At 53.2% G+C, this 16,033-nt stretch carries 6 protein-coding genes; all 6 read left to right on the forward strand.

Annotation, left to right across the window (positions count from 1 at the left end):
* Nucleotides 1–243: 243 nt before the first annotated feature.
* Entirely contained in the window at nucleotides 244–3,750 is a 3,507-nt protein-coding gene (locus GK091_RS24595) for a TonB-dependent receptor (protein WP_164043241.1), read from the forward strand.
* A gap of 69 nt (nucleotides 3,751–3,819) precedes the next feature.
* Entirely contained in the window at nucleotides 3,820–5,568 is a 1,749-nt protein-coding gene (locus tag GK091_RS24600; protein WP_164043243.1) for a RagB/SusD family nutrient uptake outer membrane protein, read from the forward strand.
* Between the two features lie 113 nt (nucleotides 5,569–5,681).
* On the forward strand, nucleotides 5,682–10,460 hold the full coding sequence (locus GK091_RS24605) for a putative Ig domain-containing protein (protein ID WP_164043245.1): 4,779 nt from the start codon (nucleotides 5,682–5,684) through the stop codon (nucleotides 10,458–10,460).
* Between the two features lie 147 nt (nucleotides 10,461–10,607).
* Nucleotides 10,608–12,599 (forward strand): glycoside hydrolase family 127 protein, encoded by a 1,992-nt coding sequence (locus GK091_RS24610; RefSeq protein WP_212593004.1) that lies wholly within the window; start codon nucleotides 10,608–10,610, stop codon nucleotides 12,597–12,599.
* A 26-nt stretch (nucleotides 12,600–12,625) separates the two neighbouring features.
* A complete protein-coding gene (locus tag GK091_RS24615) occupies nucleotides 12,626–14,476 on the forward strand; it encodes a glycoside hydrolase family 97 protein (protein ID WP_164043247.1) in 1,851 nt (616 codons plus the stop codon).
* A gap of 11 nt (nucleotides 14,477–14,487) precedes the next feature.
* Complete coding sequence (locus GK091_RS24620) at nucleotides 14,488–15,897, forward strand: glycosyl hydrolase family 28 protein (RefSeq protein ID WP_164043249.1); 1,410 nt, start codon at nucleotides 14,488–14,490, stop codon at nucleotides 15,895–15,897.
* Nucleotides 15,898–16,033 lie beyond the last annotated feature (136 nt).

The raw sequence follows: 16,033 nt of genomic DNA on the forward strand, positions 1-16,033 counted from the left end.
TGAACCCACCCAACCTTCGGCTACAGTCCATGTAGTCAGTTTTTCGAAACCGTAAGGCCATAAGTGCCTGAACGCGACTCCCCCCCAACTACGTACTCTGCTAGTCACCCAAGGTTATTGGGTAAGGGAATTTTTTGTGCCAAACGTAAACGAGTTTCTTTATTTATATCTATGCGAATCAATACGAAACCACGAGTGATTTTCACTAAAATCATGCGAATAGCCTGTTACCAGATCCTTCTAATGACCTGGCTCTCCAGTCTGGTCCTGGCTCTGGACGGGAAAGGCCAGGAATTGCTGAATCGGCCTATCTCCGTTACAATTGAAAATCAGCGGATTGAACAGGCTATCAAACAGATTGCCAAACAAGCCTCGGTACGGTTTATCTACAGCCCGCAGGTTATCCGTTCGGAGCGGAAGGTGAATCTGTCGGTACAGAACCAGCCGCTGTCGTCCGTCCTGAATTCGCTGCTGACTCCGCTTCAGCTTAGTTATGAAGTGGTTGGCTCACAGATCATTCTGCGAAACAACAGCACTAGCCAGACCACGACGCTATTACCGGAGAGAGCTACAGTGGCAGCGGCTGCCGATCAGACCATCTCGGGAACCGTAACCGATGAAAAGAATCAGCCCCTGCCCGGCGTTACCGTAGCGATCAAAAGTACGACGCGCGGCACAACCACCGATGCCGCCGGGAAATACTCGATCTCCATTCCAGACGACAATGCCGTATTGGTTTTCTCATTCGTCGGCTACGAACGGCAGGAGATTGTCGTCGGCAAATTGACCGCTCTGAATGTTCAATTGAAAGGTGAAGCGCGTGGACTGGACGAAGTGGTCGTTGTTGGCTACGGTACTCAGAAACGGGCCACGCTGAGCGGCTCGATTGCTACCATCGATAACAAAGTATTTCAGGACAGAGGGGTTGTCGATAACCCACTATCGGCGTTGCAGGGTCAGGTGCCGGGTGTTGTCGTAACACGCACCTCGGCCGCTCCGGGCCGGGCCAGCTGGAACTTTCAGATTCGGGGGGCGACCTCAACCAACAGCACTGAACCGCTGATTCTGATCGATGGCATGGCGGTCAGTAGTCAGGCAGCCCTGAACTCGATAAATCCGAACGATATTGAGAATATGTCGTTTCTGAAAGATGCCTCGGCCGCTATCTACGGAGCCCGAGCGGCAGGAGGTGTCGTGTTGGTAACCACCAAACGAGCCAAAGCCGGCAAAACAACCATTCAGTACGACGGCTCTGTGTCGCAGAAGGTACTGGGTTTACAGCCTCATCTGATTAACGGTCAACAGTTTGGACAGGGCCTTGTGGATGGGACAACGAATGATTTCTACGGCACACCACCGACAACGTTTCTCTGGTATAAATTTGGTCAGATGATGCTCAATCCACCGGCCTCGGGTTACATCGACTACACAAATAACGGAACGGTTTCACCCGCCAACAATCCGCTCAACCCCGGTTTTGGCGACGTGAAAGACCAGACGTTTTTCAATACCAACTGGGTCGACATTCTGTGGGGCAAGGCGACCTCGACGCAACACAGCCTAAGCATATCGGGGCGTAACGAACGGTCTGGCTACCGGGTATCGCTCGGTTATCTGAATGACGGCAGTATGCTGCAATGGGGGCAAAACTCCAATAGCCGGTACAACATCCGCCTGACCCACGACTACCAGTTTACCAACAAATTGAAGCTGGAAACGAACATTTCGCTCGAAAAAAACGACATTATTCAGCCTACGCTGATCAGCTCCGTGATGGGGCAATACCAGCAACCCGGTTTTCCCGTGTCGACCATCGATGGGAAGCCCTACGCCTGGGGAACGCAGTATAGCCCAAACTGGCAGGCCGAACTCGGGGGAGAGAACAAGGAATACAACAACCGGGTGTTTACTAACTTCCGACTTAGCTATCAGTTGAGCAAGAACCTGAGCCTGGTTGGTCAGGCCGGTTATAACTGGACGGCAACGGATGTTAAAGAACAGCAAAAAGTGATTTCCTGGTACAACTACCTGGGCACTATCCAGGCGGCTGATAACCCAACCCGGCAAAACTCGGCCTACCGGCGCCGGTTGGATAAGGACGCCTATACGACACTCAATGCCTATCTGAACTACGCCAAAACGTTTGGACAAGATCATGATCTCAGCGTAACCGTCGGCACAAACTACGAGCGGGATGAGTACAACTGGTATCAGGCCCGTACCAGCTACGTAGCTAATGATAACGTGCCTTCGCTGAACCTGGGCATTGGCGATGCGACGACTAAAAGCGTTGATGAGCGGCAGAATCACTACGCCATCGGCTCTTATTTCGGGCGCTTCAACTACGCCTACCAACAAAAATACCTGCTTGAAGTGAATACCCGTTACGATGGTTCGTCGAAGTTCGATGCGGCAAACCGCTGGAAGTTCTTCTACGGGGTATCGGGCGGCTGGCGTATTTCACAGGAGACTTTCATGAAAAATCTGACGTTCCTGAACGACCTGAAACTTCGGGCCTCCTATGGAACGGTTGGTAACCAAAGTAATATTGGTCTGTATGATTACGTTCAACTACTCAATGTAGCGGCAACCGGGGGCGCAACCAGCGCGGGTTTCCCCATCATCGGTGCAAGCCCGGTGGTAACCGTAGCCCCAACGACCAGCTTGGTCAGTTTGAACCGTACCTGGGAACGGGTTGAGACGACAAATTTTGGCTTAGACTTTTCGTTCCTGAATCGTCGTTTGTCGGGTAGCATCGATTATTTTGTGAAACATAACCGGAACATGCTGCTGGGCCAAACCTTTCCGGCAACGTTGGGAGCAACAGCACCCTTTGCCAATATCGGTCACCTGAAAACCTGGGGATGGGAAGCGGCCTTGAACTGGAATGACCGGATCGGGCAGTTCGGTTACCGGATTGGCGGTAGCCTGACCGATAACCAGAATATACTGTTAAGTTATGGCGGGGCTAATGTCATCAACCAGGGCTTCAATGGGGCCGTGGAAGGGTACGCGCTGGGTTCTTACTTCGGGCTTGAATACGCGGGCCGTATCCAGACCCAGGAACAACTAGCGGCCGCCCGGGCACTCGCTGCCGGTAACAACATCAGTATGCCGATCACGACATCGACCCTACCTGGCGTCCGGATTGGCGATAATATGTTTACGGATCTTAATGGCGATGGCAAGCTGACCGTACCGGGCGATCTGAAATACCTGGGCCGGGACGATCCGCGCTACAGCTTTGCGCTGAACCTAGGCGCCGACTGGAAAGGGTTTGACTTCCAGGCTGTTTTCCAGGGCGTTGGGCAACGGACGATCTTCCGGGAAGGTAACTGGCGCGTACCGTTCGGTTCGATCTTCCAGGGGCAGACCGATTTCTGGATCGGTAAAACCTGGACGCCAACCAACACCGATGCCTACTATCCTATTCTGTCAACAGGTCAGAATGCTACGTCATACAATACGTACAACTACCAGATTTCGGACTGGTCGGTGGAAAACGGGGCCTATGTACGGCTGAAAAATCTGGTCGTTGGCTATACGCTGCCGGTCAAGATTACGCAGCGCATCAAAGTCGACCGCCTACGAATCTATTACTCGGGAAATGACCTTTGGGAAATCTCGCACATTCGCGACGGCTGGGACCCTGAAGCAACCCGCAGCGTGGGACGGGCCAACAGTGAAAACACGTTTACCCGTTATCCCTTCTTCCGGTTGCACACCGTAGGCGTAAACCTTACTTTCTAATTACCTGGCCTCCGGATGGCCGATACGCTTTGGCGTTGTCGGTCCATCCCGAACCAAAAAATATAAACTATGAAACCCCTACGGAAACTATATCTTATTTTGCTGGCGGGCACGCTAACACTAACCCAGAACGGCTGCAATAAAGCCCTGGATTTAGACCCGCTCGATCAACTCTCGGACGCTGCTTACTGGCAGTCCGCCAATGACTTCTTGCTGGCAGCCAACACATTCTACACCTATGAGCGGTCATTCATCGACGTACTCTACGACGTAAATGGCTCCACGCAGAACTACCATTCTGATTTCAAAAGCGACTTTGCTTCGGGTCAAAATGCCTACAGCCGGGGGCTGAACACGGTCCCGACAACAGATGCCAATTACAACAACAACTACAGCCGGATTCGCACGATCAACTATATGCTCGGCAAAGCCAGCGCATACAGCAACCAGGCTGATATCGCCAAATATGTTGCTGAAGCCAAGTTTTTCCGGGCATACGTGTACTTTGATTTACTTCAGATTTTCGGGGGTGTACCCATCATCACGACACCGCTGGCAACCGATGCGCCCGAACTACAGGCACCCCGGAACACGCGGGATGAGGTGATCGATTTCATTGTCAAAGATTTGACTGAAGCCATTGCCGCACTACCCGCCAAGACAGCGCAGAACGTATCAGCGGAGCAGGGGCGAATCAATAAAGAGGTCGCTCAATCGTTTCTGGGTCGGGTGACGCTCTACGAAGGAACCTGGCAGAAATTTCGCAACAATACCGGCCGCGCCAATACGCTGCTCGACGCTTCCGTAGCCGCCAGCGGAGCCGTCATTACGGGGGCACAATACCAGTTGTTTGCCCCGGCAGCCCTGGGTGATTCGGCCCAGAAATATCTGTTCATCCTGGAGAACCAGAAATCGAATCCGGCCAACCTCACCAAGAGCGCTAACAACGAATACATTCTGGCTAACCGCTATGACTGGACACTCCGGCAGATTCGCCAGAACGTATCGCGGCAGGCGCAGGTAATGTCACCGACCAAGAATTTTGTTAATCTGATCTTGTGTCAGGATGGGTTACCCATCGAGAAGTCACCGCTCTTCAAAGGGTATGCAACGATGCTTTCCGAATTTCAGAACCGGGAGAACCGAATGAGATACACGTTGAAAGTGCCGGGTGGGTACTATTGGTTTGGCATCAACAATGCCCGGGTCGACTGGACCAGCGGGGCGGCTGACCGCGCCACCGCCTACGCATCACCTTTTAAAATGTACACAGGTGGACTCGGTGGCTACGGACACCAGAAATGGATTACGGAGCGGGCCGTGGCCGATAACGAAGAAGCTTATGATTATCCGGTAATTCGGTACGCTGAAGTTCTGCTTAATTATGCGGAAGCGGTGTTTGAACGGAATGGAACAATCAGCGACGCCGATCTGGACAAGTCGCTCAACCTGGTTCGCAATCGGGTGAACAAGACGATGCCGAAGCTGAGCAACGCTTTCGCACAGACCAACGGGCTGGACATGCGAACCGAAATACGCCGGGAACGTAACGTAGAACTGTTTTACGAAGGCTTCCGGGTCGACGATCTGAAACGGTGGGCCGCTGCCAGTGAGTTACAGAAACCATTGATTGGTATCAAATGGACGGGTACTGAATACCAGGCGTTGTGGCCGGCGATGGCCTCCACGCCTAAAGATGCTGATGGAAACATCATTATCGACGGTAGCCGTTCCTTTAGCGATAAGAACTATCTGTTGCCCATTCCCACCCAGCAGATTCAGCTGAATCCCCAGCTTACGCAGAACCCAGGCTGGTAATAGTAATTTCCCACCGTGCTTGATTAACTACGTCAAGGCCACCCAGATCAGTTTATTATAGCATCGGGTGGCCTTCTTTCTAAACAACCAATAATTCATTTCCTAAATCAATCATGAATCTACCTTTATTCCCCATCGGCCGGGGTAGGGGCACTATTGCCTACCGACAAATCGCCTGGCTTGTTTTGCTGCTGCTGTCCGTAGCGCAGTTCACTCAGGCACAATCATTTGTGCATCCGGGACTACTCCATAAACAAGCCGACTTCGATCGGATGAAAGCCAAAGTAGACGCTGGTGCTCAACCCTGGAAAGCGGGCTGGGACGTACTGGTCGCCAACTCAAACTCGTCGCTGACTCGCAATTTTACGAACCCCATTCCGGCTACGGTGTATCGGGGTTTTGATGGTACGAACACGGAAAACTACGCATCGTTGTTTCGGGATGCCGCAGCCGCCTATCAGACCGCGATTCGCTGGAAAGTGTCGGGCGACGATGCCTATGCTGCCAAATCGATTGCTATCCTGAATGCCTGGGCAGCAGGTACAACAGCCCTCAGCGGTACGGCTGACCGGTTTCTGCTGGCGGGTATTCAAGGGTATCAACTGGCCAATGCCGCCGAAATAATGCGTTCTTACAACGGCTGGGCAGCGGCCGACTTTACCAAGTTTCAGAACTGGATGCTGACGGTCTGGTACCCGATAAATCACGATTTTCTGGTCAACCACAATGGAGCCTGTATCAGTAACTACTGGGCCAACTGGGATTTGTGCAATATGGCATCTATGCTCAGTATCGGCGTACTCTGCGACCGCCGGGACATCTACAACGAAGCCGTCGATTACTTCAAGAACGGGGCGGGCATGGGCTCGATCAAAAATGTTGTACCGTACGTAGTTGGCGATCTGGGCCAATGGCAGGAAGCCGGTCGTGATCAGGGCCATACCGTGCTAGGCGTAACGCTGGCCGGCTCTTTTGCCGAAATGGCCTGGAATCAGGGCGACGACTTGTATGGCTATGACGACAACCGGCTCCTGAAAGGCTTCGAGTACATCGCTAAATACAACTTAGGTTACGACGTTCCCTTTACGAAATACAGCAATTGTATCGGTGTTGTGCAGACGATTGTTTCGGAAGACGGACGGGGCAACATTCGTCCGGTTTGGGAACTGGTGTACAACCACTACGTCAACCGGAAAGGACTATCGGCTCCGTACATAGCTCGCTTTGCGCAGATTGTCCGGCCCGAAGGTGGTGGCGGTAATTTTGGGCCCAACAGTGGTGGATACGATCAGTTAGGCTTTGGTACACTGACCGCGTCGCTGGAGGAGCCGGTAAAGCCGAACAGCCAGACGATCAGCTTCCCGGCTATTTCGGCAAAAGAGGTTGGATCGGCTGATTTTTCACCGGGGGCAACCGCTAGCTCAGGCCTACCTGTGGTATATTCAAGCACCAATCCAGCGGTGGCTTCGGTCAATGCAGATGGCACTATTCACGTAGCGAAACCGGGCACAACAACCATCGTCGCGCAGCAAATGGGCGACAGCCAGTACAGCCTGGCCCCAATCGTAACCCAGGTTCTGACCGTGAACCAGATCGCGGGCATTACAGACGGCACCTGGTCGAACACAGCGGGTATTCTGGCAACGGGCATTATAGCCACAGCGGGTAGTGCCGATTTGACCTGGCCGGGCCAGACGTTTGCCGTTGGTGACCACGTACGGCTGACAGGCACTGTACCCGGTGGCTTTACGGCGAATGTACTCTATACCGTCGTGGCAGCAAACGGATCGCAAATCCAGCTTTCGCTACGGCCAGGCGGCACAGCCATCGTAGCCACCACGTCGATCACAAATGGTACCGGGGCCCGTTTTCTGAAATGGTCGACAGCGACCAACTGGACGAACTCGGTTAGTCCGTCAGGTATTGGGTCCAATGCTACGTTCGGAGCTACTACGTTTGCTAATATCCCGGGCGTTCAGCTCGACGGTGTCGTTACTATCGGTACGCTGACGTATGCGGCAAACGGTACGTCGGAATTGACGTTAGCCAGCGGGCTCAACGGCGGTACCCTGAACTTCCAGACCCAATCGGGTACACCTTTACTGACGATGATTAACAGCGGTGCCCGGAAGTTGTTTATGGGCAATGCTACAAACAATTCGCGGATACCGTTGAAAATTTCCGGCACGCAGGGGCTAAAAATTACGACACCCATTTACGGAAGCAGCGGCTCGTACGCTGGTCTTCGTATACAGGCCGCCATGGATTGGAGTGGCTTGCAGGGCGGTATTAATCTGGCACAGGGTACGATCGAACTGCACACGCCGACAACCACCGTCACCACCGATGTGGATAACGTACTGCTTCCGCCAACCCGAACGACCATGGGTACAGAAGCGACAGCTTTACTCCTGTTCAACGGTGCGTCGAACGCCAGCAAGCAGACGATTGGTGCGCTGGATGGTACCTCAGATGCCTACATCGCATCGCGAACGAATGTTACGAACGGAATACCTACCCTGGTTGTAGGTGCTGACAATCAAGATGGAACGTTTGAAGGGACCATAGGATCAGGTCCAACGACTGCCGCAGTAGACAAAGGACGGGTCAATCTGGAAAAAATCGGTACCGGTACGCAGACCATCACGGGTTCGATCAAGAACGGAACGACGACAATTAGCAATGTTCCGTATTACTCGACAGTTGCTGTAAACAACGGAAAGCTGGTGCTGAATGGAGCCAACGAATACCAGGGTACGACTACCGTAAATGGTGGTGTACTGGTTGTCAATGGCTCGCTGGCCAGTCCTGTTTCGGTAACCGGCGGCACACTGGCCGGAACGGGTAGCACCAGTGGTTCGGTAACGATTGGTACAAATGGATTTATTGCTCCCGGCAACTCGGTAGGTACGTTTACGACGACATCGGCCCTAAGCCTGACCGGCGGTGCAACGTACCAACTGGAGTTAAACAGTAGCGCCAGCACGGCTGACAAACTTGTGGCCAATGGCGTGTCGCTTAACAATGCGAATCTGGTTATCACTGACCTCGGAAACGCGACCAGCCTGCCCGCCGGAACCAGCTACATCATCATCGACAACACATCGAGTAATGCCGTAATGGGGACCTTTGCTGGACTAGCCGAAGGAAGTGTCGTAACGGTTGGCTCGATTCGCTTTCAGATCACCTATCTGGGCGGAACCGGAAACGATGTTGCGCTGGTAATATCGACGCAGTCTCAGACGATCACCTTCAATGCACTGCCAACCAAGCAGGTCGGCGATGCTGACTTCAATCCGGGCGCTACGGCAAGTTCGGGCCTATCGGTGAGCTACACCAGCTCAAACACAGCCGTCGCTACGATTATCAACGGTAATGTTCACATAGTAGGGCCGGGTTCAACGACCATTACCGCATTTCAGTCGGGTGATGCCACGTTTGCGGCTGCGGCTTCGGTCAGTCAGACGTTGACCGTAACGACGCAGACGGCAAATCGTCAACCGGTCTATAACGGATTACTGACCAACCAGAGTGCCACCGTCGGTGCTCTATTCACCTACACGATGCCATCGGGAGCGTTTACGGACCCCGACAACGACCTGCTAACGTATTCGGTTACGGGACTACCAGCTGGCTTGTCTGTGAACGGCACCACCATTTCCGGGACGCCGGGTAGCGCAACGGGTTCTCCTTTCGTGATTACTATCAAAGCGACGGATCCAGGTTCACTCTCCGCGACCGGTAGTTTCACACTGACCGTTAACCCAAGTTCGACGGGTAGTTTTTCTATCGCAGGCGTTACGGGAACCAGTTGCCTGACTCTCAGTGCCAATGAGCGCCAACTGACCTTTACGCCCCAGTACAGCGGTACGAACGGTCATCCGATTACGTTCCAGATTACCAACGAAACCCTACCGACAACCAGCGTATCGGCGCAGCCTGTTACCTTGAAGCTCTACACGGATAACCCGGTCATCAATCTGAAGGCCAGTCAGTCGGGCGTCAACGCAACCTATGCGTATAGCTGGCAGTCCGTCTGTCAGCCCGGAAGCGTCACGGCGAATCAGCCACCGAGTCTGATTACGCCCATCCCAAACCTGGAAGCTACGCAGGGGACTTCGTTCAATTACCTGATTCCGGCGAATACCTTTTCCGACCCCGATGGCGATCAGCTCACGTTGACAGCTACAGGCCTACCCGCAACCTTGTCGTTGATGACAAACGTGATCAGTGGTACGCCTACGGCACAAGGGGTGTACTCAGTGACGGTAACGGCGGGCGATGGTAAAGGACTGAGCGCGTCGAGCATTTTTACGCTGGCGGTCAACCCAGCCCCGACAGGAAGTTTTGCCTTCGCGGGTGTTACGGGAGCCAATTGCCAGATTCTTAGCACCAACGAGCGGCAATTGACGTTTACTCCGCAGTACACTGGTGTCAACGGACAGGCGATTACCTTTCAGGTCGTCAACGAAACGCTACCAACGACCAGTGTAACAGCACAACCTGTCTCTCTGAAGCTGTACATAGACAATCCGGTTATCAATCTGAAAGCTACCCAGTCAGGCGTCACGGCGAATTACGCCTACAACTGGAAAACGGTCTGCTCAGGATCAAGCCGGGTAGGTGTTCATACGGACAGCCCACTTACCCTGACCGCGCTAGGCAACCCGGTTGCGGGCGATCAGGCTCGGGTTGAAATTCATGGAGCGGATGGCCAACGCGTTAAACTGACGCTGACGGACCTGAATGGCAAACCACTTTTTGAGCAGCTGATCGAATCGGTCACCTCTGGTCAGCAGCAGGTGATTCCGATGAACCATCGGGCGGGTGTCTACCTGCTCCGGGCTACCTCCGACACCGAGCGGACAACGATCAAGCTGGTGAAGCCATAGGGCAAACCGAGCCGCATCGCTGAAAAAAAGAGCGGGGAAGTCCAGGGACTTCCCCGCTCTTTTTTCACACCATAATAAAGACTCTTCTTCGGTACGGCAAAGGGTATCCGGGGCCGGGCCTTGTCTATTTCGTACTAGAGGTTCATAATGCAGTCACTCACATCAATGCGGTTCAATACATTTAACGTAATCCCAACGTCCGGCCTATTGCGGGGTATCCTGACGTTCGGTCTGGTCGGCCAATCGGTGCTGGGGCTGGCGCAGTACCCCGGTCAGGCGTCCGATAAAATGAAGGTGCCTGTTAGCGTACCCATGAAAGCGAAAAGCTTCGACCTTCAGGATGTGCGGATCACGCATGGCCTGTTTCGGGATAACGCAGAACGAGAAGGTAAGTGGCTACTGTCGCTACCCGTTGACCGGCTGATGCATAGCTTTCGGGTCAATGCGGGCATGAATACGCCTAAACCGGGTAGTCCGACCAAAATGCCCAGGCCCTTGGGCGGCTGGGAAGGGCTGGATATGGAACTGCGTGGCCACAGCATCGGGCATTTGCTGTCGGGTTTGTCGCTTCAATACGCATCGACCAATAACGAAGCGTTTCGTAAAAAAGGCGATAGTCTGGTAACAGCATTGGCCGATGTACAGCGCGTACTGAACCAGGATGGTTACCTGAGCGCGTACCCACAGCAGTACATCGACCGGAATATTGCCGGAACGGCCGTTTGGGCACCTTGGTACACGCTTCATAAACTCTTCGCCGGTTTAACCGATCAGTTCACGTACGCCTGTAACCAGCAGGCACTTGCTATTGCGACTAAAATGGCTGCGTGGGCCAGCAAAAAACTGTCGCCCTTAACACCTGAGCAACGCCAGAAAATGCTGCGGAATGAGTTTGGCGGCATGAACGACGCTTTTTTCAACCTGTATGCTCTGACGGGAAATCCTGAACACCTCAAACTGGCCCAGTTTTTCTACCACAAAGCGGCTCTGGAACCGCTGGAAAACGGTCAGGATAACCTCAACAAGGCCCACGCCAATACGTTTATTCCGAAGCTGGTTGGCGAAGCGCGGGATTATGAACTGACCGGCAACGAGAAAGCTAAAACGGCTGCTACGTTCTTCTGGAACACGGTCGTGCAGCACCACACCTACGCACACGGGGGGAACAGTGACAAGGAGCATTTTTTCGAACCCGATAAACTCTCTAAACACCTCACCGGTAACACCAGCGAAACCTGTAATACCTACAATATGCTCAAGCTGACCCGGCACCTGTTTACCTGGTCGGCCGCCGAGAAATACGCTGATTATTACGAACAGGCGTTGTACAACCACATTCTGGGCCAGCAGGACCCCGAGTCGGGCATGGTCTGCTATTTTACGCCCATGAAAGCGGGGGCGTACCGGCTCTACAGTACGCCCGATCAATCGTTCTGGTGCTGCGTCGGTTCGGGGTTCGAAAGCCAGTCTAAATACGGCGAAGCGATTTACTACCACGACGACAAAGGCATCTACGTCAATCTGTTTATTCCTTCAGAACTGAACTGGCGGGAGAAGGGCGTTACGCTCGTGCAGGAAACGGCCTATCCCGAAGAGGCAACAACTCGCTTGACCATCCAGGCCAACGCACCGACACAAATGCCGCTCTACCTGCGGTATCCGGGCTGGGCTACGGCTGGCGCTACGCTGAAAGTGAACGGGAAAGTCGTTGCCGTCAAGCAATTGCCCGGCAGCTACATCACCGTCAATCGCACCTGGAAAACTGGCGACAAGGTGGAGCTTACCTATCCGATGACGCTCCGGTTAGTTCCCACTAATGACGATCCGCGCGTGGCGGCCATCGCGTACGGCCCGATCGTGCTGGCTGGCGAAAAGGGCCATGCCAATATGAAGGGAACGGCCCCGTTTCACGACCCCGCCGACCCGTATCAGTATTATGGCTACGATTACACCATTCCCGACTCAATCGATCACACGATCCACATGGGCGGTAAGCCAGTGACAGATTGGCTGAAACCCGTTGACGGAAAGCCGTTGACGTTCCAGACCGTAGCCGGAATGGGTAATCAAGCCGTCGAATTGCGACCGTACTATAACCTGCATCGGCAGCGCTACGTCGTGTATTGGGACCTGGACTAAACGCTCGCTTAGTAGCGATCAAAAATATGCTTAACCGATCTTTGTTATATTCCTGTCTGATAAGTTTGTGGTTTATCTCGCTGGCCGGATTTTCCGCCCCCAAACCGACTATTTATCAGGCTGTTTCCCCGAACAAAAATACGCGTATAGAGATTACCGTTAACGAGCAAAAAGCCCTCACGTACCGAATGTGGCTTGCCAATGAACCGGTACTAAACTGGTCGTCGTTGGGGCTTGACCTGAATGGGGTAGCTGTCGGACAGAATACCGTGGTCAAAAAGCAGCACGCCAGCAAGCACACCGAATCGTTGGCGTGGCGGTTGGGCGAAAACGATGTCATTCACAATAATTACAATGAGTTGACGCTCGATTGTGTGTCCGGGTCGGTGACGTACCAGCTTGTGACTCGGGTATTCGATGGTAGTGTGGCGTTTCGCTATATGTTGCCGAAACAGACCGGCACCAGTGCGGGGTTGATTCGGCAGGAGCATACGACGTTTGCCCTACCCGGTGCGTTCACGATTTACCAGTACAACGAAGAAACGGTATTCACCCCGACCCCCGTTTCGGACCTGCAAAAAACCTGCGACTTCCCGGCTACACTTACCAACGGCAAGCTTTTCCTCTCAATTGGCGAAGCCGATAATACCGGTTACACCAAAGCCGTACTGGCCAAAGGTGCGACACCGACTGCGCTGGCGGTTGCTTTTCGTAAAGACTCCGTCCGAACGGCGGGTGATTTTCAAACCCCCTGGCGAACCGTTAGCGTGGCAACGTCGGCCATTGGGCTGCACGCGTTCAGTGACCTGCCGCTGCGATTTTGTCCCCCATCCACCCAGGCTGTTCCCGACTGGATCAAGCCGGGTAAGCTGATTCGCTCGTCGCTGACGACGCAGGGCGGGTTGAACTGCATCGACTTTGCGGCCAGTCATAATCTCCAGTATATCCTGTTCGATGCGGGCTGGTACGGGGCGGAGTTCCGGACCACCTCCGACCCTATGCAACCCATTCCGGCCATTGATCTGCCGAAAGTGATTGCTTATGGGAAGTCGAAAAACGTGGGCGTCATTCTGTACGTCAACCGGGTTGCATTACGAACCCGGCTGGATGAGATACTACCGCTCTACAAAAAGTGGGGCGTTGTGGGCCTGAAATTTGGCTTCGTGGACGGGCTGACGCAGGAAGGAATTAGCTGGCTACCCGGCGCAATCAAAAAAGCCTACGACTATGGTTTCATCCTGGACATTCACGATAATTATAAACCGACTGGTCTGAGCCGCACGTACCCCAACCTGCTGACGCAGGAGGGAATCCGGGGCAACGAAAACAACCCCGATGCCTTTCACAATACGGTGCTGCCCTTCACCCGCTTTCTGGCCGGTGCGGCTGATTATACGTTCTGCTATCCCAACACGAATCGGTACTTTACCGACAACCTCTATAAAAGCAAATTGCAGGTGAGTAAAGGGCAGCAACTGGCGCTGTCGGTGGTGTATTTCAGCCCCTTGCAGGCTATTTTCTGGTACGGTAACCCAACCGATTACAACGACGAAGGAGAGATCGAATTTTTCAAACGAGTACCAACGGTCTGGAACGAAAGCCATTATCTGGCGGGTGAAATTGGTCAGTTCATCAGCGTGGCACGTCGGCAGGGAAATGTATGGTACGTTGGTTCAGCAGCGGGCTTAACGGACTGGGCTGGTAACTTACCACTTTCGTTTCTGGCGCCTGACAAGCGGTATCAGGCAACGATTTACGAAGACGACGGGGCGGGTAGCATTCAGAAGCGAGTGGCCGATATGGGGGCCGATGCTTCGTTCCCGATCAGCCTGAAAGCCAAAGGCGGGCAAGCCATGATCATCGAAGAGAAGCCGTAAGACTATTGACAATGAATCATATAAAATTAGGATTAGGTCTTTTATTGTGGGTGCTATCGGTCAGACTCTACGCCCAGGAACTGGTGATTTATCCCGTACCGACGGGTATATTGTATAGTCAGCACAACGACGACTACACGGTGAGGGTACGCAAGCCGGGCGGACCGTGGCAGGACCTGTTTGAATACAACGTACAGGTCGATCTGGACAAAGTACGGGATGCCTCGATGGTGTTCTTCGACTTTTCGGGTACGGTAGAGGTAGCTGTGCGCAAAAACAATGGCTCCGTTCAGAACGCCCGAATCCGCCCGTTATCGTACCAGATCCAATCGAAACAGGAGGGCAACACGCTATATTTCACCCTCACGCAGCCCCGCAAGCTGTCGATTGAATTTAACGGCGATAAGCTTCAGAATTTGCACCTGTTCGCCAACCCGCTCGAAACCAGCAAACCCGACCCGAAAGACCCCAACGTGATGTACTTTGGTCCGGGGATTCACTCGCCGGATGACAAGCCCGGTGACGTGTTTAAAATTCCCAGCAACAAAACAGTGTACATCGACGGGGGGGCGGTTATCCGGGGTAAACTCGTTTGCGACAATGTCAAAAACGTGCGGATTATCGGTCGGGGCATTATCGATCAGCCGCAACGGGGCATTGAAATAACCCATTCTGAAAACGTACTGGTCGACGGGATCATCGTCAAAAATCCGCAGCATTACACCGTATACGGCGGGCAGTCGAAGGGCATTACGATCCGCAATCTGAAATCGTTTAGCTGCAAAGGCTGGAGCGATGGCATCGACCTGATGAGTTGTTCGGACGTGCTGGTCGACGATGTGTTTATGCGCAATTCCGATGACTGCATTGCTCTCTACGGACATCGCTGGGATTATTACGGTGGGTCGCGTAACGTAGTGGTCAAAAATTCGACGCTCTGGGCCGACGTAGCGCACCCAACGAATATTGGCCTGCACGGAGACACCCGGTCCGTGGGCGATACGCTGGAAAATATTACGTTCAGCAACATAGATATTCTGGAACATGATGAGGACGACCCCGATTATCAGGGTTGTCTGGCCATTAGCTGCGGAGACCTGAATCTGATTCGTAACGTAACCTACGAGAACATTCGGATTGAGGATTTTGAGGAGGGCAAGCTGCTGAGCTTCCGCGTAATCTATAACAAAAAGTACAACACGGGCCCCGGGCGAACGGTCGAAAACATTACACTCCGAAATATAACGTATTCGGGATCAATGGCTAATTCGTCGATCATCGAAGGGCTTAGCGATCAGGGCATGGTTCGCGGAGTAACATTCGACAACGTTCGGATCAACGGCAAACTTCTTCGGACCAACCAATCCGACGACATCCGCGTCGGTGCATTTACGCAGAATATTCAGTTTAAGGTAAACTGATTTCAGCTCATCATACATTTCTGATAAATGGCAGGGTATGAGCAACTAGCCACGGTCTATTTACGGGTAGACGGTGAACCAGATTCATCGGGAAAATTTTCGTATGCATAGCCGTGCGCTCAGAATAAGTTGGTTA

This window comes from Spirosoma agri, assembly GCF_010747415.1.
Classification (GTDB): domain Bacteria; phylum Bacteroidota; class Bacteroidia; order Cytophagales; family Spirosomataceae; genus Spirosoma; species Spirosoma agri.